The sequence below is a fragment of the Cytobacillus massiliigabonensis genome, from assembly GCF_900199725.1.
In the GTDB taxonomy this organism is placed as follows: Bacteria; Bacillota; Bacilli; order Bacillales; family Cytobacillaceae; genus Cytobacillus; species Cytobacillus massiliigabonensis.
The window spans coordinates 944,021-967,740 of sequence record NZ_LT904902.1 but is presented as its reverse complement, the minus strand read 5'-3'; the positions used below and the strand labels follow the sequence as shown (position 1 = coordinate 967,740).

Below are 23,720 nucleotides of genomic sequence, written 5' to 3'. Positions count from 1 at the left end.
AAGGATTTTCTCTATATAATACTCTGGAAGGTGGGTTTGGAGCCCGTCTATAAAAAAATGGGTAAATGTCTTGGGTTGTGAAATGACAAGTAATTACATTAAGTAATAAAGATAGTGAACATAGGAAATGGAACTTTTGTTATGGTGCACGATTGGACGATGTATTTTGTTTGCTCTGCCATTTCTGTACCCGCTTGCCGCTCTGAATAAATATTTAAAAGAAGGCCTTGTCACCAAGTTGGTTATATAGGCTGATTGATAACTGCCCGGTCCCCTTTGTTCATTAAGAATTAGAATCATATCTTCTGATGTTCTTATATTAAATCCATGTCCAAACAATCTTCCATCATTAAGGAGAACAGCATTAACACCCCTGAACTGTGGTGTTTTACGATTAAATTGGGGATTATTAACGTAGATGACATCTCCAGGTAAAAAATAATTGGAATTGAAGGTGATGATACCTAGGTCTGTATCCGTATGCCAGCTGTAAAGATATAGATTTTGGAATAGTGAATTAAATAAATAACTGCCAATACTATTCAATATGGCATGGTAATAGATGATTGGAATAGCAGTTGCACATTCAAATGCATAGAGTGAACTGTTTCGATAAATATCCAGAATAGCATCAGCTGGCTGCACATCGGATCTCAAAAGAAACCCGCCTGCCCTTGTCAATTGCCAGTATCTTGGATTGCAGCGGGCATATTCAAAGATCGTAAACGTTGCTTGACTATTGTTCATTTCGTTCGCGCTTAGGATGATATTCTTGCGCACTTTAAGTTCAAACAACATTTCATCCACGGAATTATAGGAATAAAGGACGGGAGCATCCTCCATCTGTTGAATAATTGTTTTCTCAATCATTCCTAGCTGCCATTTATCATTCTGTTGAAACGGGAACCCTGATATTTGGATCATACAATCCCCCTTTCCTGTATCGTATTTCATCTGCATTCATATCTATATTATTCTCATTTTTATTAATCATGTTAATTATTAATGAGGGTTAATGGAAAGTCCTTAATAGGCAACAACTGTATTTTTACGGGTAACCTTTTATAGAGAGTAAAGGTATCGATCTAACATTGGCTGCTGAGGAAAAAAGGGAGGATTTACAAGTGCAAATCTAATCCACCATATGATTGAATGGAAGTTTGGATCTTTATCTATAACTGGCAGCCTCCTCACTCTCGGTCTCCATTCAAAAATGTGGCCAAGATCCTCTTTCTAAGAAATATTTTGCTTTCCCATCTAACGAGCAGTGAACCGCAGCATAAAAATTATTGAATTATTCAGCAATCAGGCGCTTTCCCATAGGATCGATTAGAGTCCAAACTTTCAAACTTTGCGCTGAGAGTTGGGTCTTGAAAATAGTATGAATACCTTTTAAAATTAGACTTTCTATGTTTTTAGAAGGATGATTTGGATGATATTTTATTCAGTTTCAATTTCATAATGAATCCATGTTGATTTTCGTGTATGTATGAGAATCCATAAGCGGAGAATTTCCGCCTATTATATAAAAACGTAGCTGCAAAAGCAGAAATAAGCGGAAAATTTCCGGTTAACTGCTCTAAAAAAGGCAAAATTCATAGATTTGGAGACGATAAGCGGAAAAACTCCCCTTATTTTTAAGGAAATATCGGTATTTCCCCAAATAAGCGGAATTTCTCCGCTTATTTTTCAAACATAGTAAAATCAACAGGCAGTTATGACAGAAACAAACAAAAACTAGCTGACACCCTTCTGATTCTATTAAGGATTTGAGAGCGGGTCAGCTAAATCCATTGGTATCGACGGAGATATTGCGGAAGTCTGCAGCAATTAGTTCAGAGGAAATAATGGGTTGAGCGAATGCATACCTATTGTGGGCAGGTCTACCGGAGTGGATATGCATCCCTTGGTATCGTCCGATTGAGTACTCATTACTTGAGAAAATGATTGAGTTTACTATTTGGGACAAGGAAATTTGTTCCACTTTTTGGCGTAAATAGAAAAAACGGATAATATACATACTAGTAACGCAGATTCGTAAAAAGAGCAAATAATTTAAACCATATTTCTCTATGATTATCTGCAGCTTAATGGGCTATTCTATTGTTAGGAAAACTTTTAATTACATTTTTAGTTATCGATAGGAGAGGAAGTGAATGGAATCACTATGGTTAGAGTATGCTTGGGCATTGTTAATTCTAATCGGATTGGAAGGATTATTGTCAGCAGACAATGCACTTGTACTGGCAGTTATAGCTAAGCATTTACCTGAGGACCAGAAAAGAAAAGCTATAAATTATGGAATTATTATGGCCTTTGCTTTCCGTTTTGCTGCTTTGTTTGCCATTTCTTTTATTGCCAACGTTTGGCAAATACAGGCAATAGGAGCAGCTTATCTTCTTTACCTAGGATTAAAGCATGTTATTCAGGCTCGTTTCGGGAAAAGGAATGAAAATATACATAAGGACGATGAAAAGGAATCTGCGGGTAAAGGCTTCTGGCCCACAGTGGGGAAAATTGCATTAGCAGATCTAGCTTTTGCAATTGATTCGATTTTAGCTGCAGTTGCTCTCGCCCTTGGTCTTCCAGATTCTCCACTAGAGGATTTTGGCGGGATGGATGGCGGGCAGTTCATTGTTGTTGTTCTCGGAGGGATAGCTGGCCTCATCCTGATTAAGTATGCTGCAACCTGGTTTGTACAGCTTCTTGGAAAACGTCCGGCATTGGAAACAACCGCTTACGCAATTGTTGCTTGGGTCGGTGTAAAGCTTGCTGTAATCACCCTTGCCCATGAGGATATTGGTATCTTAGATCACCACTTTCCGCACAGTACCGCTTGGACCTTAATCTTCTATGGAGTATTAGTTGGTATTGCTTTAATTGGCTGGTTTGCACCGCGTAAAAGAGAGTAAACTTTATGATTGCAACATCAATAAACGGGGGCGTTAGAGGAAGATAAATGATGTGATTAAACCATGTTTTACTTCATACCAAACGGTGCGTTTCTCTAAGAAATGCGTCTGTTTTTTATTCATATTCCATTTTCCGGAATAAATACAAGGTCATTCCTTTCTAAAACTCACTATTAACCTGTTCGTCATTCGAAAAAATGTTAATATTTAGTAAAATGTTTTTTAGAAAGGAGACGAATTCCCTTTGTCTAAACAGGTAATAGGAAAAATACTTGCGATTTTAGGTGCGTTTGCAATGATTATTAATGTTTCTTTTTTTAAACAAATGGAATGGTACGATATAGTCTGATGGATTTCATTTGCTGTATTTGGGATAGGGGTACTTTTCATTCCTATATTCTCCATATCAAACAGTAATGATTAAAACTCAAGCGTACAGAAATGGAAAACATCATTTTTTTTCCATTTTTGTACGCTTTTGCTTTATAAACAGGGGCTGGCTGCCGGATATTTTAGGGTGGAATAGACTTCAATCAGCTGCCTCAATATTGGGAAGAGCAGGGAATTTGTTATAGGGGAACATTATTTTTTAAATTAACCTGTCCTTCTTGCCCCCCTTTCTATATATAGAAGATGAGTAATGATAGAAAGGCGGGAAAAGTATGTGCGGCTGGGTGAAGTTGAATCGAGATGTCGTCGAGGTCGATTTATGGAAAGAGATTGTTCCGTTTCGGCTCTATCTCTTGCTGCTGACACGAGCAACTAGAGAGGATGGAAGGATGGTAAGCGGAGTTCCGTTAAAACGAGGGCAATATATAAGGGCTTATTCCAAATTAGCGGAGGATCTTGGCTACCGCGAAGGCAGAGGAGAGAAGCAGTATTCCAAGAGCACCATCAAGCGGTCGGTAGATAAGCTCGTGAAAAAACGGTTAATCACTGTTGAAGATACGAATGTGGGAACGTTATTTACATTATTAAACAGTGAAGAAATTCATGCAAAAGGATTCGTCGATTTTTTTTGCCCTTCTTTTCGCGGAACGACGGCAGAACCATCTGAAAACGAGGACGATACGAACGTAGAACAAAATCAAGAAGGAGAGAAGAAAGAGGAGGAGATAGAGAAAAAGAATGATCAGCCGAGCGTGAATGGGCATGAGGAAAAAATGGACCAATCTGCGAGAATGAATGCCATTACGGAGCGTTTTCTTCAGCTCCGCAATCGTGGAGCTGCCTTGTCAGCAAAAGACATGAATGTGATTGAAAAAGTCGCGCTGCTAGAAATCCCGCTGGAAAAGCTGCTCAATTGGATGGAAAGCATTCATGCGGCCTATCAGCAAAAATCCCCACAGCAGCGCATTAACAGCATGGCCTATTATGAGGCAGCGATTTTAACACGACTTGGGAAATCCGAATGGAAAAAGAAGAATGTACAAAAAGAATCCCTTATGGACCGCCTTGCCCGGCTCGAAATGCAAGGAATCCTCAGTTAGAGAGGACCTAGGTCAATGAATAAGAAAGAAGTGATTCAAGTGTTAGCGACCATCGAATCGGTGTACCCGCAATTTAAAATCAGTGATGAAATGGTGCTCATGTGGCTAAGCGTGTCGAAAAGAATGGATTTTAAGCTTGTCATGCAAAAATTGGCAGCTTATATTGCGAAGCATCCCTTTCCGCCGGTGCTGGCCGAGATTGCGGTGTTTCAGGAGAAAGAAAATCATTTTCTTCAGCAAACCAAACAATGGGAGCAGGAAGGGAGGGAGCGGATTGAACGAGATCAGCTATTTGCCAGAAGGAAACCAACTCCTGACTGGCTATCCACATCCAGCCGAAAGTGACGAGATCGCAGCGGAAAATATGATTCTAGGAGGTGTTTTTCTAGAACCTGAATGTATATTTGAATTGATTCTAGAACCTTATCATTTTTCACAAAGGAAGAATCAGCTTATTTTTCAAATGATGACAGAGCTTCGCCAGGAATCACAGGGGATTGATGTGGTCACAGTTGTCAATAAACTAGGCAGTCTGATTGAATCGATCGGCGGTGTAAGCTATTTGACCAGTCTTGCCGTAAGCTGCCCGACAACCATTCACATGGAAGAATACCAGCAGATCGTGCTCGAACATTATAAGCTTCGAGAGTTAAAACGGGCTGCAGCCAGATTTTTAAATGATGGAAGATTGTCAGATGCAGAAAGTTTCTATCAGACTTTTATCAGGCTTCAGGAAATTGGCATGACTCAGGTAGAAACGAAGCAGGATTTGATGATGGATATTTTTAATGAAATGTATGAGGACCGAGGCGACTTGAATGGGATTGATACAGGCTTTGACTCCCTCAATCGGATGACAAGCGGCTGGAGCAAGGGAGATCTGATTGTTTTGGCAGCCCGTCCATCTATGGGAAAAACAGCTTTTGCCCTGTCGCTGGCAATGAATTGCTGTGAAAAAGGCGGTGTGGTCGATATCTTTTCCCTGGAGATGCCGAAAAAACAGCTCGCCAAACGAATATTAAGCAGCCTATCAAGAATTGACGGAGCCAAATGGAAAAATCCGTACAGACTATTTACGGAAGAAGATCAAGCAAAAGCAAATCATGCACTAAGTGTCTTTCATCAATGGAATCTTCAAATTCACGACCCATCGCAGAAAACCGTCTCTGGTCTTAGAGCCCAAATCCAGAAAACGCGGCGGGAATTTCCTGATGAAGATTATCTGGTTGTGATCGATTACCTTCAGCTTATTCCCATATCCGGGAAATATGATCGCCATGACCTCGCAATTGCCAGCATCACAAAGGAGTTAAAACAGATTGCCCGGCAATATGAGGTTCCGATTATTCTCCTTTCCCAGCTTTCAAGAGGAGTAGAACAAAGAATGGACAAGCGCCCGAAAATGTCTGACCTCCGTGACTCTGGAAGCATTGAACAAGATGCTGACCTCATCATGCTTCTATACAGAGACGAGTATTACAACAAAGACACCAGCGAAAATAAGTTCATAGAAATTGATATTGCGAAGCATCGGAATGGACCGGTTGGAATGGTTAAGCTAGTGTTTGAGAAGGAATATGGGAGGTTTGTGTAAGCGAGGGAATGGTCCGCCTGCTTTGTTTGGGGGAGGAGAGAAGTGGAAGAGGATCAAGCTGAAGGGTGTTAGAAGAGTATAACCTTTAAAATAAAAAACAGAAGATAACAATCCGTGATTTTTCGAGATTGCTCTATTCTTCATACAGAAAAAGGGACGGACACTTCTCTCCGCCCCTCAGCAAATTTCCCGAATCAAATCAACAGAGTTATTCTTTGGCGAGTTAACAAGCGGAGAGACCTCATACGTTTCCATTAAATCATGATGAAATGGATGGAGCAGCGGCTTAAGCAGCTTTTCATCTGTAACTGCTGGGTCCAGCCAGAGCTTTTCATCACTTGGATGTAAAATAACCGGCATTCGGTCATGTATATCCTTTACAAGTTCATTTGGGGCTGTTGTAATGACCGTACACGAGTAGACTGATTCACCTTGAGGGGAAATCCAGCGATCCCAAAGACCAGCCATAGCGAACAAGCTGCCCGATTTTAGTTTGATTCGCATGGGCGTCTTCGATTGATCTTCATGACGCTTCCACTCATAAAAGGAATCAGCAATGATCAAGCAGCGTTTCTTTTTAAATGCCTGTCGAAAACTAGGTTTTTCAGTTAATGTTTCCGATCTTGCATTAATCATTTTATTTCCAATCTTCATCTCCTTCGACCAGGGCGGAATGAGTCCCCAACGGAGAAAACCGAGACGATTCTTTCTTCCGTCATTAATGACGGCTATAACAGATTGCGACGGGGCTATATTATAGTTTGGATGGTATCGTTCTTCTTGGATGGCTGCTTCAATTTCAAAGCGCTCAATGATTTCAGTAAAGGAAGCTGTTAAAGTAAATCGCCCGCACATGATTGGCACCTCCATTTGTATTTTGATGAAAAGATATAATAAGACTTTATGATTAATCAGATCTTTCATGGCTCTGGCATTCTTTCACCTTCACCTCATTTTTCAGCAGGGCATTCAACAATTGCCATGATTCCATCACTTTACCTTTGCTACTCCTAATGCAAAATGGCTCCAAAGGATATTCTCAACTAATTCAGCTTGAGATTCTTCGCAATCAACAATTAAGATGATTTCAGCATGCTTGCCTTTTAAAACTCTTTTCTTCTTCTTTACCACCAATTCTATAAAAAGTCGAATAGAAAAGCCAAGAACGAACCCAGCAAATGCGCCTATTAGCCCCCAATAAATGGGACCCCACGCTAATTTAAAACCGATACTTGCCCCAATCACTGAAAAGGCTGTAGCTAACGCCATCCCTATATCAATCAGGCTTGTACCGTCTGAGCGATGCAAAGTATCAAAAACTTTACGGTCTTCTGCCCGATTATCGAGCGGGACAGCAAATATGTCCTCTTTTTGTATTCCTCTCTTTTCTAAAGTTGAAATGGCCATTTCCAAGAATCCGGTGGTTTCAAATGTTGAAAAAAGCTGCATATATGTCACATCACTTTTTGTCCTTTTAGTATTTTGAAATTCTTCGATTGATAATTCAAGGTTAAATGGTTTCTTAAATCTTTTTCAAAAAGTTTATTATTTTCCACCGTATTCATATAAGAGTCAAAAAGAGCAAACCCATAATGTGAAGGAATAAATAGAAGCCATTCTGGATGCAGCACAGCGGTAGCTTCTTTTAAATCACCTAAAATTAAGAGGACAATCGCTTCTTGAATATGAGAAAAATAATAAAAAACTACTAACCACACGATGACAAATAGAGCTGTTAAGATCCGATGAATATATAGCTGACCTAGACCGGGAATAAACAATGACCACATCAATGAAACAACTGGATTCCGTTTATCCAGGTAGTTAATCTCTAATGCCCCGATAGAATACGTATTAAAGCGGTGATCCTCTCTGTCAGCTAAAAGGTAAATTCGATTAATATCCACTGTTGTCCGATAGCTGTCCCAAATGGCAAAAAGGTAAACGGGAATATACATAAGAAGCCATCTTGTATCTAATACCTCTTTTGCCATATCAATATTCCCTTGAAAGGAATAGATCATGGCAGAATTAATATGCGCATTCACATTAACGATAACTTCCCAAATAAATAATGCGTACCCTCTAAGGTATTTAGATAAAAGCATATGCCCGAACCCAGGGAACGCTGCGGACCACCAGGCAATAATATAAGGATTTCTTAAATGCAATTGTGTTGTTCCTAAAACACTAACATGGGCTTTATACCGTCTGGCAGTGTTATCGTTTGTATAGTTGTACATATAATCCACCTTCGGAACGATTTATAATATATTTCCAAATGTGGGTTATTTTTATTCTTTCCTTATAGAGAGCTAGGTGCCAAGAACCATTTGCTAAAGTTATCGGCGTCTTCCATATCCTTTGGAATGGAATGTTCTAAATAGTATTTCCTTTTAATAGACTATATTAATTTGGCGGAAAAGAAAGTGGTGAAAATAGAGTATGAAAGAAACGAGCCATTTAGAAATTAAAGGAATGCATTGTGCCGCTTGTGCAGCGAGAATAGAAAAGGCAGTCTCTAAAATAGATGGGGTAGAAGAAGTGCATGTAAATTTAACAACTGAAAAGGGACGTGTCACATTTAGCAATAATAAAATACATATTAATGATATTATCAATAAAATTAATAAAATTGGATTTGATGCGGAAATAGATAGAAAGAATAACCATCAGTCAGAAATGGAGAAGCGTAGAGAGATTACAGTTCTCAAATGGCAGTTTTTTATTTCAGCATTGCTAACTTTTCCTTTGGCATGGGCGATGTTTTCCCATTTTAGCTGGGCATCTTTTATTACTGTTCCGGAAGTTTTCATCCATCCCTTATTCCAATTTGCTCTTACCATTCCCATTCAATTTATAATAGGGTACCCATTCTATGAAAGGGCTTGGAAATCGCTGAAAAGCGGAAGTGCGAATATGGATGTTTTAGTCGTTTTAAGTACTTCGGCAGCCTTTTTTTACAGCCATTATTTGACCTTCACTCATTTACATCCATTAGAACGTCCACATTCCATTGTATTGTTCTATGAAACAAGTGCCTTTATTATCACATTTATATTGTTGGGGAAATTACTAGAAGCAAGAACGAAAATGAGAACGACAGAGGCAATCAAGAAACTGTACCAATTGCAAACAAAAACAGCCACATTGTATTTGAACGGAAAGGAATCCCAAACGCCTGTTGATAGATTATCTCCGGGCAATGTGATTATTGTTAAATCAGGCGAAAAGGTGCCAATCGATGGACAAGTTATTGAAGGAAGCTCAATGATTGATGAGTCATTGTTAACGGGAGAAAGTGCACCAATTGAAAAAGGCATTGGTCATTATGTTTATGCAGGGACAATGAATCAGAACGGAACCTTAAAAATAAAGGTCACTAAAAGGGACTCTGAGACTGCTTTGTCACAAATCATTCGCATTGTGGAAGAAGCACAATCATCAAAAGCGCCGATTCAGCACATTGCAGATAAGGTGACAGGAATTTTCGTTCCAATTATTATTGTCATTTCAATGCTGACATTTGTTTTGTGGTATGTCATGATCCAGCCGGGACAGTTAAGTGAAGCGCTGGAAAAAGTGATCGCTGTATTAATTATCGCATGCCCATGTGCGCTTGGATTAGCTACTCCTACTTCTGTAATGGTAGGGAGTGGACGAGCAGCACAGACAGGCATTCTTTTTAAAGAGGGAAAATATCTTGAAGTTTTAGGAAAAAGCAATGTCGTTGTTTTAGATAAAACCGGAACGATTACAAAAGGAGAGCCCCAAGTAACGGACATTTATGTTGAATCCCATAGTGAAAGTGAATTTTTTGAAATGATCGGTGCGGTTGAAGGGGCGTCAGGACACCCTGTTGCAAAAGCGATTGTGAAAGAAGCAAAGAAAAGGGTATTTCATTTTCCAAGTGCAAGTGAAGTACTAACCATTCCGGGATATGGAATCAAGGCATTTGTAAAAGGGAAAGAAGTATTAATTTCAAATCCGAGTTTCTTTATGAAGAATCAACTTTACGTTCCATCAAGAGCAGCTAGAGAGATTAAGAGATTAGAGCAAGAAGGTAAAACAGTTATGCTAGTTTCGATTAATGCTCGATTTGCCGGAATGATTGCCGTTTCTGATGAGCTAAAACAATCATCAAAAGCAGCGATTACCCGTTTGAAGCAGATGGGAATGGATGTCATCATGCTAACTGGTGATAATGAGAAGATCGCCCTGTCGATTGCCAAAAAGACTGGAATTGAAAAGGTTCAAGCACAAATCACACCACAGAAAAAAGCAGAAATCATCCAATCTCTTCAGAAGGAAGGAAAACATGTTGTTATGGTTGGTGACGGGATTAATGATGCACCAGCCTTAACAGTAGCAGATGTCGGAATTGCGATGGGCACCGGTTCCGATATTGCGATTGAATCTGGTGATATTACGGTAATAAAAGGCGATTTGAGTAAGGTTGTGGATGCAATTAAGATAAGTAAAGCAACGATGACCAATATTAGACAAAACTTTGTATGGGCGTTTCTATATAATATGGTCAGTATTCCATTTGCGATGTTCGGACTCTTAGCCCCTTGGCTGGCGGGTGCTGCAATGGCTTTTAGTTCCGTCTCAGTCGTCCTGAACGCTCTTAGATTACAAAAGACTAGAATCTGAAATCATACTGTAAGAAAAGGGACGGTTCAAGAAATAGAACCGTCCCTTTGCATCAGTTAGCACGTAATTGTTCCAACTCTTCTCCAGTATTTTTATCTATTAATTTAATTACCTCCCCGTCTAGAGGAGCATCATTTTCAAAATACCAGAGATATAGTTCCTCTAATCGGAATTTTACTATATCATTTGGAGGAAGCATGGCTAAATTCAGCATAGTAGCTTGATTTTCGCCAATTTGGATCGTTCGTTCATCCCCATGCTTGATTAAACCATAGATAAGGTTCTCTCCATGAACTTGATAATCGCTCAAGCTTTCATAATTTCTTTCACTATCCAATGGGCCCCAAGTTAACCTGTCTGCTTTCCATCCAAAGAGTCCCTCTTGAGCATAAGCAGCACCTAATTGATTCGAATTTTTAATAAAAAAGTAAAGAGATCGATCATTTATGTTATACCCAGGTATTAACAATAAATCAGGGTCAATTGCTAATAGAGCTTCCTGTGGTTCTGAATAAGCATCCGCTTTCATTGTTATCAGCCAGATAGGAGCTAGAAGAAACACCAGTAAAATTCCTGATAGTAGTAACCACTTTTTCATTTAAGCACCACCATAACAAATGTAATAATGACATGATCCTGCTTTACATAAAGACTCTGTTTTTTCATTTTATGTAAGAGATCCATAAGCGGAAAATTTCCGGCTAATTTATAAAAAGGGGCTCAAGAAGCAGATATAAGCGGAAAAATTCCGGTTAATTCCTCTATTTCAGACAAAATTCTGTGATTTGGATACGATAACCGGAAAAATTCCCCTTATTTTCAAGGAAATATCGATATTTCCCAATTTAAACGGAATTTTTCCGGTTATTTTTCAAACATAGCAAAATCCACATTCAGTTTTAACAAAGCCTACATAAAAAAAGAAATGGCTCGATACGTAATGAATGTTTATCGTTAATACAACAGGGTTAACATTGGCAAACCATTAAATGGTTCCCATCAGGGTCTTTGAAATTAAACCATTGATTATGCTCAATTTCAGTTGTTAATTCGACATTCTTACTCTTCATATGTTCATATGCTTGTTCTATATTGGCAGTGTTCAAATGAAAAGGGGGAGTCTTGAAAATATGGTCCTCTGAATAAATCTTGCTGTCTAATACAATTCCCGTTCCGTTCATAGGGATTATATACAAATGACCAAATAATATCTCCCCATCTGCTGGTAACCCTAATATGTCACAATACCAGTTACGAGCTTTCTCAATGTTTCTTACAGGAATGAATACAGTACCAATTTGATTTAAAATAGGGTTCATTGATTACCTCCAAATTTTAGCTTTAGGGGTTTAATTCGTGATGAAATAAAAATCTCCTTCTTGTGAACTTTTGCTTGTTCATACAAGCAAATAATCAAACTTATTATTTGGAATAACACTGAAAATCTATGATTATCAATTTTTAGATAGGGAAGTGAAAATTTTTACAAATAAATACAACAGAACATATATTCGTGTTACGATGTTATTATAACGTTAACTAGGAGAATAATATGAAAAATATGAACATTGAAGAACGAATGAAACATTATAAAGTGCCAGGTTTAAGTATGGTGCTGATTGAAAATGGTCAAATTAGCGGAACAGAAAATTATGGTTTACTCGAGGTTAGCAGCAATAGAAAAGTAAATGAAAATTCTATTTTTAGTGCGTGTTCGATTAGTAAATTTTTAACTGGAATGCTGGCGTTAAAGCTGATAGAGGAAGGACTTCTTGATTTAGATGAAAATGTAAATGATAGACTTGTAACGTGGAAAGTATCTGAGAATGAATTTACGCAAAATAAAAAAGTTACTTTAAGGAACTTGCTTAGTCATCAAGCTGGAATCAAGGACCCTAAAGGTAGCTTTTTTGAACTAGTTTCAGACATAGGTATTCCTTCAATGTTTGAATTGCTAGAGGGAAAAACCCCCTATTGTAAGGTTCCTATTGAAGTACAGTACGAGCCAGGGAGTGAATTCCACTACTCGGATGCAGGCTATTGTCTTATTCAACAACTTATTGAAGATGTGATGAAAAAGCCATTTTATCAAGTGGTAAGTGAGTTTATATTTAAACCATTAGGAATGGAAAATAGCTATTTGAATACAACAATGGTAGAGATAAGTAAAAAGGAAATTTCTTGTGGTCATAACAAAAATGGTGAATGGGTCGATGGGAAATATCCGATCTACCCTTATCCAGCAGCTTCAGGATTATGGACGACTTCATTAGATTTAGCCGCATTAATCCTAGAGCTAATGAATGCCCTAAAAGGAGCAAGTAAAATTGGGATTTCAAATAGGATCGCTAAAGAAATGATTACTCCACAAGGAGGAAAAAGCTGGACTGGATTAGGTGTATTTTTAGAAGGCTTTCAAAAAGAATTAGAAATTACATCTCTAGGCTGGGGAGTAGGTTTTCAATGTATGTTGGTAGCGTATCCATATGCTGAAAAAGGTGCAGTAATTATGACAAATGCAGAATTAGGTGTTCATCAATTGCAAGGGATTATTGGAGAAATATATAAGTCTTTTATATCTTAAAAAGCAATAAATGATGAATTAGATTCTCCTTCATTTTTTGGTAAATGGACGGTTAAAAAAGTAATGGATTGGATGGTCCAAAAAATAAAATTTTATATATGATTGAGAAGTGGATAACTAGAATAATACTTGCTTATTTATAAAATAAGGTCCAGAAATTACCCAAGGAGTGGACAGAGATGACATGGACTGTTTTTGTTATTATAATTCTTGGAATTACGTTGAAGATGTTAACAAGTCCTCCAAGTGCAGTTGTAAATTGGCTTTTAAGTAAATTTGCCCTTCATCCGAAACTAGATGCTAAAGATGTTTCAATAATATTTAATGGAACGTACATAGAAGGAGAAGAAAAAATTAGATTTACTGATTATTTCAATCAAGCTCTTTTCTTAGATAGGAACCATATTTTCCCGGGGGATGAAAAGCTATTTTTATACCCAGATACTACTATTATTCCATTTATCATTCATGTAAAGGATCGTAAAAGAAACATGAAATTCTATGTTTATTGTGAGGATGATCAAATTTTTGTAGTTAAACAGTGGAAAAAGAAAGTTGCTTCTTAAAATCTTAGCTCTACTAATTTACAAAATCTTACTAATTCAAATGGGATAAGTATATAAAAAAACCTAAGCACTTAATGTAAAAAAGGGCGGTTCTATTACTTCCATGAAGCACTAGAACCGTCCCTTTTGTATCAACTAACTCGTTCGCCTAACACCGTTTGTTTTGTCATTTTATTTTTTCGCAACAGTCCATTTTTATTTGCCAATGTAGGTAGACACGTACCGAGAATAATCGTGACAATCCCTGCAATTTGCAATGGTGTAACCGTTTCGCTTAATAAGATCACGGATGCCATTACCGCGATAGGCAATTCAAAGGCACTCAATATGGATGACATCCCTAATCCTACTTTAGGAACGGCAATTGTAAATAAGAAAACAGGGATGATCATGCCAAATAACCCTAATGCTAATCCATACATCCAAAGTCCTTCGTTAAATAGCGTACCGTTCCAGATAATTTCCGGAGATTGAAAAGCGGCTGTAATCATAAAAGCAGAGAATGAAACCCACACTAAACGGTTAGAGGCGGACATACTTGCCGTTGCTTTTCCGTTCACAAATAAAAAGAAGGAATAACTAAGAGCGGCTGCTAACCCCCATAGCCATCCCTGAAATGGGATTTGAGATAAATCAACATCGATCAGCCCAGCTGCTGGGATCGTTCCTGCGACCAATACGAGTAAGGAGATGGCTTCAATTCTGCTTGGCAATTGCCGTTTGGAGATACAAGAAATCAGCATGCCAATCCATGTGAATTGAAACAGCAGGACAACTGCTAAAGAAGCAGGCAAAAAGTTCAACGAATGCCCATATAAAATATTGGTTAACCCCGTTAAAATCCCTGCACAAATCAGTATTTTAACCCCATTAAAGCTAAATTTTGCTCTGTTTGTAAGTAAGAAAATAATTACGGCAATACAAAAACCGACAAAAAATTGACTCGTAACGGCCTCAGACACTGAAAAACCACTGCCCATTGCTAATTTAATAATGGTAGAAACAATTCCAAAACTGCTAGCTGCAATAATGACTAGCAGGGGATAGAGATACATCTTCATCTAAACTACATCCTTCCTAAAATTCCTGATGACTTAATTTTGACTATGATTTTAGGAGTGTTAAAAAAATCATAAACTCTAATATAAAATATGTATCGCCTATTTTGCAACCTTTTTTTGAAATAAATTGTCGGTCTGATTCATTGAACAAGCCTTTATGTACGGAGTAATAACCAGCGCAGTGAAATTAAGCAGACCGACATTTACATGCTTGGGTGTGAGATGACGCTCATGAATGTTTTCTGTGAAAATGGAAGAAAAAATGCTTATACAAATCTAGTTTTCAAAATGGATAACTTCCTAGAATATATTCCACGATTAAGCAGGTGCTAGCTGGAATGATAGATAGAAGCAATTTTGCTATGATAAATAAAATAATGTATGAGTGGAGGGCACAAATGGATTACTTTAAAAGTGAAGCGTTTGAGAAACATAGAAATAAAATCATAAACATATTAGAAAAAATACCATATGCTATAAGTCCAGCTGGCTGGAGCTATAAGGGAAGCTTTAATGTTGGCGGACTTGAATATTTTGGGTTTGATGAATCATCTGATTTATGCTTGGTCGTATCCTCGAATGGCAGAGGAATTATCGATCTATCAAAAGCAGAAAAGATTGCCCGTGATTATTCAGAAGACTTTCACTTAGATGAAACGTTGTTAATTTGTGAAGGATTTGACGTTTTAAAAGATAAAACGATTAAATTAGCAGGCAAATATGGAGGCAGTCTTCTGCCAATCGGCAGTAAATCCGGGGATCGCTTACGCAGAGTATCTCCTCTTTTCCCATGTGAAGACATCATCTACCAGCCAGCATTTGAGGACTGTTTTGTTGATGGGCACAATGAAAATTGCGTTCGCATTTATCGAGGCTTTTTGTATGGCTATGGATTTTCATATAGCGGCAATTATTTTGTCATTGCAGATGATAGCGGTATTTTAGTTTGGGAAAGAGATTAAGTGAGGAGAGTTCATATAGACATTTTGAACGAGATGTTATGATTGTATTCTTTTTGTTTTTTATTCATTAAAATCACCTATGATATCATAATATAAAAATATTTAAAGAAGGGTGCGTAGAAATGTTTTTAAGCTAACTGGCAGCATTGTTGTAGTAACTGGGTTTATTTGGTAAAGTGGGTCATAAGGGAGGGGGAAAGGTGAAAAAGTTAATTTCTGTATTAGTGATAGCTGTTATTGGTGCTTTAATATTTATTATTCATCCTAATAAGGAAGATGTAACTGCTAGCAATGACAAAGAGGCACGAGCCAACCGTATTGCATCTGTCTTAGAATCTGCTTGGGATAAATTTGGTTTATTTAGCTTTCAAATAGGTGATACTGACCCTACGATTTGGATTGGAATGGATGAAACGAAAAGTGAACAAGAATTACGGGACTATTTAAATGAAAATATTGATAAATATGATTTGATATATTACAACGTTGAAGTTTTTAAAAAAAGTCAACAAGAGTTAGAGATAGAGCATGCTATGTCTCTGATTGAAAACACTGTTTTTAATTACATAAAAGAAAAAAATTATACGGATGTTCAAGTGCATTATCCTTCTATTGAACCAAAACCAGTGCTTAAAATATCTATTTCTAAGGACAGTGAACGATCTAGTGAAGATTTAAAAACTGAGTTAGAAAGTTTAGTAGCTTCTAAGACAAACGAACTCCAAATAAAAGGTATTTCGTATGAAATTCAAGTATTTAAATCATAAAGAAATGAGTAGCTTCAGTGAAGAAAAATAATTAATTCTTAGATTAAGATCAAGTATTACTTATTCCATTATAGGTGGCTTTTCTGAAATAAAGATTACCTTTAATTTTGTTTAAGGACCAAATTAAAGAATAGGTTTATTATTTTCAGTTCAGAAAAAAGTTAAATGAGCTAAGAGGTGAAAAAATGACCTTAACCCTTTTTTTACTTGTTCATATGATAATAGGATTGGCATTGATATATTTTTATGGCAAATTACCTAAAGGGATTGCATCATTTTCTTATGCCTTTTTAGGAATGAGTTTTATATATGTTAGCACAGTTCTCTTAAACTTATTTTTATAACTGTTCAATAATCGTACGCGATACTTCAATATTGAAATTGCTTTTTGGGGAGTCAAAAGGGCAGTTTTACAGGATTCCAGGTGGCACTAATTTGTGGAATGTTTAAATGGGACATTTCATCAATTTAACGATTTTATTACTATTGATTACTTTCATTGCTGCTTATTCAAACCATGCAAATTTTGATAGGTAGATAAGGTTAGTTAAAATTTGGGGGTTAAACGTTGGTTAATAATCATGAATTTGTAGGGACCATTAAGGAAATCCGCCGGTTTCCTGTAAAATCAATTTTAGGAGAAACTTTATCATCCGTTTCAATTGATAAGAGAGGTCTCTTAGGAGACCGTCTATGGGCAATAAAAAATACAAGTGGAAAATTTGGCAGTGGGAAAACTACCCGTCGCTTTCAGCAAATGGACGGTCTATTTAACTATAAAGCAAGATATGAGGGGAATACCCTCGTTCTAACGATGCCTGATGGAACAGATTATCGGAGCGACGATGCTGCGGTCAATGAGGCATTGTCTAAGCTGCTCGGAGATCAAGTAACTTTGGCAAAGGAAGAATCTATCTCTCATTTTGATGAGGGTCCAATTAGTATAATTACCACCTCTTCGTTACAGATATTGAGTAAGGAAGTAGGAGAGCCAGTAGACACACGGCGTTTTCGAGCCAATTTTCTGATTGATACGGAACTAACTGGAGCTCTTGAAAAAAATTGGGTGGACAGACGAATCCGAGTCGGACCTGAAGTGATCCTTAGAGTTGTTGCACCGCTCGAAAGATGCGTGATGGTAAACAATGCTCAAGAAGAACTAAAACAGGATAATAGCGTGCTTAAAAACTTGGTGAATAACCACAATGCATCATTTGGAATTTGGGCGAAGGTTGAAGCTAGCGGTAAGGTAAGTGATGGGGATAAAGTATATTTAGAATAAGTCTATGAATGAAAATCTTGAGCTGGGTGCTAAAAATATGAAACTTATTCAACAAACAGGCAGCGTTAATCTGAGAAGGGTTAATGCTGCCTTTTCAAGATATCCATGCTGGTTTTTCTAACTAACGCTATTTAGCAGCCGACTTACATACGAACAGCAGTTTAACTTTTTCTTTCAAAAGTATCATCTAATTTAAATTTAATGGTTCAAGCTCCACTATTCAAAGGACATCTTTGTTAAATTCTATGTCTAATTTCTTTAAGATTTCATTTGCTTCTTGAAGTTTGGTAATATTTTTGTTTACCTCAGCTTCATGGATTAGTTGCTCAGTTTGGATTAGTTTCTCTTTAATGGATTTGTCAGCATTTCTTTTTTCAGCTAGTTGTACGGCACCCTTTGAATATTCTTTTAGTGTCTCAAGCCCATGTATTTCTGAAAAATCAGACGAATCTTCTAACAACATACTTAAAAACATTGATGTGTTATGGATTCCATCAGAGATAGTTCCATTATCTTGTAGATCTTCGTCAGCTGCAGTAAAAACAATTGGATCTTTAGACAGTTGACTATTTCCCCAAAACCAAATGGCACCAACAACAACAAAAGTAAAACCTAGGTATAGAATTTTTTTCATATTAATGATACCTCCATGCTTTTTATGGTAACAAATTTCCAAAATAAAACAAGTTTAAGCTGGGTGAGAATAATGGATCATTTTACTTTCCTAACAGTAACCCTAAACATACGATTCAACAATTGGGCCATTTTACGGAACGAATGAGTAACTTATTTTCCATATATCCGTCTAACCATTCAAGGAGGTTACGTGTGAATAAATACACTTCAGAATAAGAGTATCCTTATTGAAAGGAGCGATTAAATTGAGAAGCCTATATGCGATTTGGAAAAGGATACTGGTACTAGGCATAGTTTTCATGCTTACGGCTTGTATGGGAGAAACAAAGCCTTCCGATACAACGAAAAAGGAAACCTCAGAAGCTGAATCGGTATCGCCTTCTTCATCAGGGCAGAAGCCAACCGCTCTAGAAACTCGACCAGCAGTTGAAAGCTTCGAATTGCTAACATCTAAGGGCAATCAGTCACTGGAGGCGACTCTGCATCAGGGGGAAGGGTTTTCTTTGTATGTCTTTGAGAAATTTACATTTGACCCAACTGCGGGCCGCCTATCATTAAGTGGCAACCCGGGGTATTACGTTGATATTGAAGCACTGACATCCGATTATGATTTGGCTCAACTTGAAGCAGCGGGTAAGGAAGAGTTACATCAAATCGGTGATGTGTCCAATTTTAGCGGCGAGTTGATCGAACATCCTCTTGGTTTCGCGGATCTCTATCTTCAAGCATCCGGAAAGGAAGGCATCAGCGATTATATCGTGTGGACATCGGAATCGGGCGATGCTTTTTTGTTCCGTCTTCATAATCCGAAAGGGACAGAATCATCCGATTTCGCTGGTCCTATTCACATTTCCCTATCTACCGTACAAAGTGAGTAAAACACTATCATTCCTTCACCATTCGAAGAAGCACATTGAACCGCCCCAGCGGGTATGCTAACAAGCTATATGAAACTAAAGGTAAAAAGAATCAAAGCCTGTGAAGTGTTACTCCCCGTAAAAATTTCACAGGTTTTATTAGTTTAAAGAGGGTTTGTCCTAGTTTCCGATTCCAACCTTTGTACAATTGTGCGTAAAATTCAATGTAGTGGTTAAATAATTCGCTTTAATGTCTTACCCCTTGGTACATATGGGATTAGACGTTTTTTGATTATACCCTTTTTAAAGTTAGGAAGGATTCACTCCTATTTTCGTTGAATTTATTGTACAGCAGAGCAATTGAATAAATGACAGTAACTTTTGTTTAATATTTTCATAGCCATGCTTTACGAGAGATTATATCTATTTTTCGAGAAAAGGGGATACCCATGATTATTAAAATGACAAAATCAAATATGAATGATTTTAATCAATCGAATGAAGGTTTCATGGTTACTGGGAGAATCATGCCTACATATGAAAACAATGTTTGGGAATATACAGAGGAGGTCTTTTCGGAGCCATATTTCAAGAAATATGAAGATGAAGAAATGGATGAGAGCTATATTGAAGAAGAAGGGAAGGCCGTTTATTTCTTTTATAATGAAAATGCCTGTATTGGTCAGATTAGAATACGTTCTAGCTGGAATGGATATGCCTTTATAGAAGATATTGCTGTTGCTAAAGACTATCGAAAAAAGGGAGTGGGGACAGCATTATTAAATAAAGCGATTGAATGGGCAAAGGAGAATAACCTTTGTGGCCTTATGCTTGAAACACAAGATATTAATGTTTCCGCTTGCCGTTTTTATGCCAAAAATAACTTTGTTATCGGCGCAGTTGATACGATGCTGTATTCAAACTTTCCGACTGCTAATGAAGTTGCAATATTTTGGTATTATAAATTTTAATAGATAAAAATAACTTAAACACTTATCCATTTAATTGATTCTTCAGCGGCTTAAGTTTCCTTTAATAGTAACAAAACACATTCGTGAGCATCTGCTAACAGCCATGTATTTTTTACATAAAAAAATCATTGCTTCTTTTAACGGCAAGAAAAAATGCTCAGATTTTTTCTGAGCGTTTTTTGGCGTAATATTACTAACTAAATTGAACAGTAGCTGCAAAGAAATGGATAATTATTTTGTATAGGCATTAATGTAGCAATAAAATAATAAGCTGTCATCGCAAATATCCCTTTCATAAATAACAATATTTTTAAGAAAGTATCCGTTTGTTAAATAGGGATTGGCTTATTTTCTATCTTTTTTTCGCTTTAGTATTATTTCTTCAACATATTGATAAAATTTCTCCTCAGCTTCTGTTCGAAATTTGACGGTAAAAAGTAAATGATCATCAGGATGTTCCTCTTCCTCTGGATAATCTTCATAAAAAATGTCCCACATTCCTTGGTCATTTTTAAACCCAATGGCTTCTATACATTCACCCATTTCTTCGACATAATAACAAATATGCCAATGACGGCCTTTTAAATGTTCCTTTATTTCGGCTTCATACGGTTCAAACGATGTTTCTACTTCGATTAATTCCATCCCTTTAGATAGATGATTGCTTTGAATAGGGATAGGTTCGGGAAGGTCTTCATTATCATATAAGAATCCTGCCAAAGAATAAGCTAAATCCTTTTGTGCATTCTTTATGGCTATACGTTTGGATGTTCCTTGTGATAAAGGAAAGTCCCACCCGTGTTCAGGAAAAAGAGTAGGGAAATAAACACAAAACATTCCTTCCTCTTCCTGTTGTATAAATGCTGGATATACAAATTTATTGGAATTTATCATAGATATTCATCCTAACTAATAAATCTTTTAAAAACCTTATTATAGGGGCGGCAAATCTTCTAATTTTGTTTGTTGTTACCTTTCTGAGGCCTAACTTAGATATTATAATAAAACATATATCTGCGTACAGATAATATGAAGCATCATTAAGAATATGTAGCAATGGTAAAGGAGTGTAAAATGTACACAATTGGTCAAGTAGCTAAATTTCTAGGTGTTTCTAGAGATACCTTAAAGTTTTATGAAGAAAAGGAATTAGTAAAGCCTAAGCAAGATATTGAGAATGGGTATAGAAAATATAATCGTTTTGATATATATGATATAGCTGCAGTAAATTTCTATAGAGAGATGGATATTGAAATAAAAAAAATCCAGGAAATAAGAAAAAGCAAGAGTGTAGAGGGAATAAAATCATTTTTAGAAGAGAAAGAACTAGAGGTTTTAGAAGAAATAGAATATAAAAAGCTACTTTTAAAAAAGCTTCAGATCGTAAAAGAAGGCTGCGATAAAATTAAACAATTCTTAGGAGAATACACAATAAAAGAAATGGAGCCTTTAGAAATAAAAGGAGAAATAGGGCACTTCCATGCGTTCGATGAATATGAAGCTCTTAAAGAGAACACGGACAGCTTGAAAAAAGCTGTTAATCTAACCTCTTTAAGAAGAGTCATAAGATTTAATGATCAAGGTGTTCTAGAAGATAAGTTTATTATTGTAAGAAACGCAGAAGACTATCATAGCGAAATTGAACGTGAAATTGTCTCTCATCAAAAATGTATGTATACCGTTATTGAAAATGGAAGATGGTCAACTGGCGGTAAAAATATTGATGATCACGTGGAGGCTAGTTTAAGAAAAGCAGCAATAGAAAATGGATATGAGCTTTTGGGGGTAGTTTATATAAATCTATTACTTACTACTTATGAAGATGGACTCGAACGTGTATTTTTAGAAATGTATGCACCTATAAAGTGAAATGTTAATCAGTCAGTGGGAGTCTTACTGTTTGTTAATGCGGGATAAAATAATGCAGACATCTATTGACCTGTGAGTAACCCCTAGGTATAAGCTGAAGTTATTCGTAAATATGAGTGTAATGATATTCACGAAATACTTAGTTTGAATCGGGGGGATTTTACTTGAATAGGGAAAAAAAACTAAATAAACCAGTAGCAAGCTTTATTTTGCTAACCAATTTCATTTTTTTGCCGCTTTTTCTTCTTGTCGGAGCCATAAAAATGTTAGGATTGCCTGCATGGGTCTTTGATATCATGCTCTGTCTATCTGCTTGGTCCTCAACCTTTGCTTTTGCAGTGTTATTTAAGAAAATTTATCCGGGGCAGAGTTTTATACAATTTGTAAAAGATAAATTCAAGAATAAACTTAAATTTTCTGTGCTTCTTACGGTAAGTATGATTCAAGTCTTCATCTTTTTGCTGATTTTATTTTTCGTATCTAATCATAGTGAAGTGGACTCTATTTTTACTAAAACTTCATGGGGTATGCTCATCTATTTCTTTTTCAAAACGCTTCTGTCAGGTCCGCTAGGAGAAGAACTAGGGTGGAGAGGATTCGCTCAAATGGAGCTTCAAAAAAAATATTCGCCATTACAAGCTGCGATAATCTTAGGGTTTTGGTGGGGGATGTGGCATTTACCCATATGGTTTACTACAGGGTATACGGGCATTGATTTAATCAAATATATTCTATTCTTTATGATTTCAATCCTATCCACTACAATCATCATGGCCGCATTTTATAACTTAAATCAGAATTTAATCATCTCCATTGTCATCCACCATTCCTTTAATTTTTTTATTGGCATAATTAACGAAAACTTAGTCGATTTAATCATGTATAATGCATTTTTATATTTAGCAGCAGCTGTTCTGCTCATTATTATAAACCCAAAGAAAGTATTGTATGGAAAGGGAGATACAAAGATTAATAATGGAAAGCATTTTATGAGTTAGTGATCGTTTGTTTGTAAGTGTTTTGATCAATCTTTTTCATTTTATAAAAGAGAATTTAAATGCTCTTCCAGCCGGAAGGGCTCTTTAATTTTTATCTAACACAGCAGTTTTGTGGAACTATCGTACTTAGCGTTATTCAACAAACGGACCAGATTGTTGAGGATGTAAATTTAGCATAAATAGTGGGGAAGTAAATGAGGTGTTTAGTCAAATGCCTCTCCCTAAGGTTGGGGGAGCAGGTTAAACATACAATCTGATGAAATAGACGGAAGAATTCCGCTTATTTAGTAAAAAGTATTGAAAAAATCCATAATAGACGGAGAAATTACCCTTATTGAGTAGAAAAACCTGTAAATGGGGGGTTTTGCTTTGTATAAGCGGAAAAACTCCCCTTATTTATCCCGAAACGTGCTTTATTCAGTAAATAACCGGATATTTTCCGCTTATTTTACTTTCCCTGGTTATTTAATTAATGATAGGATTTATCAGTGAACTAAATGAAAGTTAGCTTTCAG

The 23,720-nt window shown here is 36.8% G+C and carries 23 protein-coding genes and 1 pseudogene; 15 read left to right on the top strand and 9 right to left on the bottom strand.

The genetic code is table 11. From position 1 onward, the window contains the following. Positions 1-93: 93 nt before the first annotated feature. On the bottom strand, positions 94-924 hold the full coding sequence (locus C1726_RS05205; protein WP_102272193.1) for a protein-glutamine gamma-glutamyltransferase: 831 nt from the start codon (positions 922-924) through the stop codon (positions 94-96). Between the two features lie 971 nt (positions 925-1,895). Between C1726_RS05205 and C1726_RS26530 the strand changes: the two are divergent. The 5 genes and pseudogenes from C1726_RS26530 to dnaB all read left to right on the top strand — a co-directional run. Next, a pseudogene (locus C1726_RS26530) lies at positions 1,896-2,000 on the top strand (iron chaperone); the annotation flags it as partial. A gap of 156 nt (positions 2,001-2,156) precedes the next feature. Then, complete coding sequence (locus C1726_RS05200; RefSeq protein ID WP_102272192.1) at positions 2,157-2,912, top strand: TerC family protein; 756 nt, start codon at positions 2,157-2,159, stop codon at positions 2,910-2,912. A 662-nt stretch (positions 2,913-3,574) separates the two neighbouring features. Next, on the top strand, positions 3,575-4,402 hold the full coding sequence (locus C1726_RS05195; RefSeq protein ID WP_102272191.1) for a hypothetical protein: 828 nt from the start codon (positions 3,575-3,577) through the stop codon (positions 4,400-4,402). A gap of 15 nt (positions 4,403-4,417) precedes the next feature. Then, positions 4,418-4,747 (top strand): replicative helicase loader/inhibitor, encoded by a 330-nt coding sequence (locus C1726_RS05190; protein ID WP_102272190.1) that lies wholly within the window; start codon positions 4,418-4,420, stop codon positions 4,745-4,747. Next, positions 4,677-5,996 (top strand): replicative DNA helicase, encoded by a 1,320-nt coding sequence (gene dnaB, locus C1726_RS05185; RefSeq protein WP_235822698.1) that lies wholly within the window; start codon positions 4,677-4,679, stop codon positions 5,994-5,996. The genes C1726_RS05190 and dnaB overlap by 71 nt, the downstream gene beginning before the upstream one ends. Positions 5,997-6,173: 177 nt before the next feature. Here dnaB and C1726_RS05180 read toward each other — a convergent pair whose 3' ends face one another. From C1726_RS05180 to C1726_RS05170, 3 genes are all read right to left on the bottom strand, one after another. Further along, positions 6,174-6,851: an SOS response-associated peptidase gene (locus C1726_RS05180; RefSeq protein ID WP_102272189.1), complete on the bottom strand. Its 678-nt coding sequence runs from the start codon at positions 6,849-6,851 to the stop codon at positions 6,174-6,176. A 135-nt stretch (positions 6,852-6,986) separates the two neighbouring features. Continuing rightward, complete coding sequence (locus C1726_RS05175) at positions 6,987-7,445, bottom strand: hypothetical protein (protein WP_102272188.1); 459 nt, start codon at positions 7,443-7,445, stop codon at positions 6,987-6,989. 5 nt (positions 7,446-7,450) lie between these two features. After that, positions 7,451-8,239 (bottom strand): hypothetical protein, encoded by a 789-nt coding sequence (locus tag C1726_RS05170; RefSeq protein WP_102272187.1) that lies wholly within the window; start codon positions 8,237-8,239, stop codon positions 7,451-7,453. 202 nt (positions 8,240-8,441) lie between these two features. On the opposite strand from C1726_RS05170, the gene C1726_RS05165 reads away from it, so the two are divergent. Further along, entirely contained in the window at positions 8,442-10,652 is a 2,211-nt protein-coding gene (locus tag C1726_RS05165; RefSeq protein WP_102272186.1) for a heavy metal translocating P-type ATPase, read from the top strand. Between the two features lie 52 nt (positions 10,653-10,704). On the opposite strand, the gene C1726_RS05160 is transcribed toward C1726_RS05165, so the two are convergent. Both C1726_RS05160 and C1726_RS05155 read right to left on the bottom strand, forming a co-directional pair. Next, positions 10,705-11,250, bottom strand: a complete 546-nt coding sequence (locus C1726_RS05160) for an aspartyl-tRNA synthetase (protein WP_102272185.1) — start codon at positions 11,248-11,250, stop codon at positions 10,705-10,707. A gap of 370 nt (positions 11,251-11,620) precedes the next feature. Beyond that, positions 11,621-11,971: a VOC family protein gene (locus tag C1726_RS05155; protein ID WP_102272184.1), complete on the bottom strand. Its 351-nt coding sequence runs from the start codon at positions 11,969-11,971 to the stop codon at positions 11,621-11,623. Positions 11,972-12,204: 233 nt separating this feature from the next. Here C1726_RS05155 and C1726_RS05150 point away from each other — a divergent pair, with 233 nt between their 5' ends. Then, positions 12,205-13,236, top strand: a complete 1,032-nt coding sequence (locus C1726_RS05150; protein WP_102272183.1) for a serine hydrolase domain-containing protein — start codon at positions 12,205-12,207, stop codon at positions 13,234-13,236. A gap of 179 nt (positions 13,237-13,415) precedes the next feature. Beyond that, the gene (locus C1726_RS05145; protein ID WP_102272182.1) at positions 13,416-13,802 is read left to right on the top strand and encodes a YfmQ family protein; all 387 of its coding nucleotides are present in this window, start codon (positions 13,416-13,418) and stop codon (positions 13,800-13,802) included. A 131-nt stretch (positions 13,803-13,933) separates the two neighbouring features. Here C1726_RS05145 and C1726_RS05140 read toward each other — a convergent pair whose 3' ends face one another. After that, positions 13,934-14,857, bottom strand: a complete 924-nt coding sequence (locus tag C1726_RS05140; RefSeq protein ID WP_102272372.1) for an EamA family transporter — start codon at positions 14,855-14,857, stop codon at positions 13,934-13,936. A gap of 404 nt (positions 14,858-15,261) precedes the next feature. Here C1726_RS05140 and C1726_RS05135 point away from each other — a divergent pair, with 404 nt between their 5' ends. The 3 genes from C1726_RS05135 to C1726_RS05125 all read left to right on the top strand — a co-directional run bounded on the left by C1726_RS05135 (position 15,262) and on the right by C1726_RS05125 (position 17,874). After that, positions 15,262-15,825: a hypothetical protein gene (locus C1726_RS05135; protein ID WP_102272181.1), complete on the top strand. Its 564-nt coding sequence runs from the start codon at positions 15,262-15,264 to the stop codon at positions 15,823-15,825. A gap of 200 nt (positions 15,826-16,025) precedes the next feature. Continuing rightward, a complete protein-coding gene (locus C1726_RS05130) occupies positions 16,026-16,592 on the top strand; it encodes a hypothetical protein (protein WP_102272180.1) in 567 nt (188 codons plus the stop codon). 568 nt (positions 16,593-17,160) lie between these two features. Further along, positions 17,161-17,874, top strand: coding sequence for an MOSC domain-containing protein (locus tag C1726_RS05125; RefSeq protein WP_102272179.1), 714 nt, complete (start codon positions 17,161-17,163; stop codon positions 17,872-17,874). Positions 17,875-18,094: 220 nt separating this feature from the next. Here the strand turns inward: C1726_RS05125 and C1726_RS05120 are convergent, their stop codons facing one another. After that, positions 18,095-18,508 carry a hypothetical protein gene (locus C1726_RS05120; protein ID WP_102272178.1) on the bottom strand — a complete coding sequence of 138 codons (414 nt, stop codon included), beginning with the start codon at positions 18,506-18,508 and terminating at the stop codon, positions 18,095-18,097. A 229-nt stretch (positions 18,509-18,737) separates the two neighbouring features. On the opposite strand from C1726_RS05120, the gene C1726_RS05115 reads away from it, so the two are divergent. Together C1726_RS05115 and satA are read left to right on the top strand one after the other, a co-directional pair. Next, entirely contained in the window at positions 18,738-19,388 is a 651-nt protein-coding gene (locus tag C1726_RS05115) for a hypothetical protein (RefSeq protein ID WP_235822697.1), read from the top strand. A 428-nt stretch (positions 19,389-19,816) separates the two neighbouring features. Next, on the top strand, positions 19,817-20,338 hold the full coding sequence (gene satA / locus C1726_RS05110) for a streptothricin N-acetyltransferase SatA (protein ID WP_102272177.1): 522 nt from the start codon (positions 19,817-19,819) through the stop codon (positions 20,336-20,338). Positions 20,339-20,683: 345 nt separating this feature from the next. On the opposite strand, the gene C1726_RS05105 is transcribed toward satA, so the two are convergent. Further along, positions 20,684-21,232 carry a type II toxin-antitoxin system HicB family antitoxin gene (locus C1726_RS05105; RefSeq protein ID WP_102272176.1) on the bottom strand — a complete coding sequence of 183 codons (549 nt, stop codon included), beginning with the start codon at positions 21,230-21,232 and terminating at the stop codon, positions 20,684-20,686. A gap of 180 nt (positions 21,233-21,412) precedes the next feature. Here C1726_RS05105 and C1726_RS05100 point away from each other — a divergent pair, with 180 nt between their 5' ends. Together C1726_RS05100 and C1726_RS05095 are read left to right on the top strand one after the other, a co-directional pair. After that, positions 21,413-22,207, top strand: a complete 795-nt coding sequence (locus tag C1726_RS05100) for a MerR family transcriptional regulator (RefSeq protein ID WP_102272175.1) — start codon at positions 21,413-21,415, stop codon at positions 22,205-22,207. A gap of 164 nt (positions 22,208-22,371) precedes the next feature. Beyond that, the gene (locus tag C1726_RS05095; protein WP_102272174.1) at positions 22,372-23,205 is read left to right on the top strand and encodes a CPBP family intramembrane glutamic endopeptidase; all 834 of its coding nucleotides are present in this window, start codon (positions 22,372-22,374) and stop codon (positions 23,203-23,205) included. Positions 23,206-23,720: the final 515 nt, after the last annotated feature.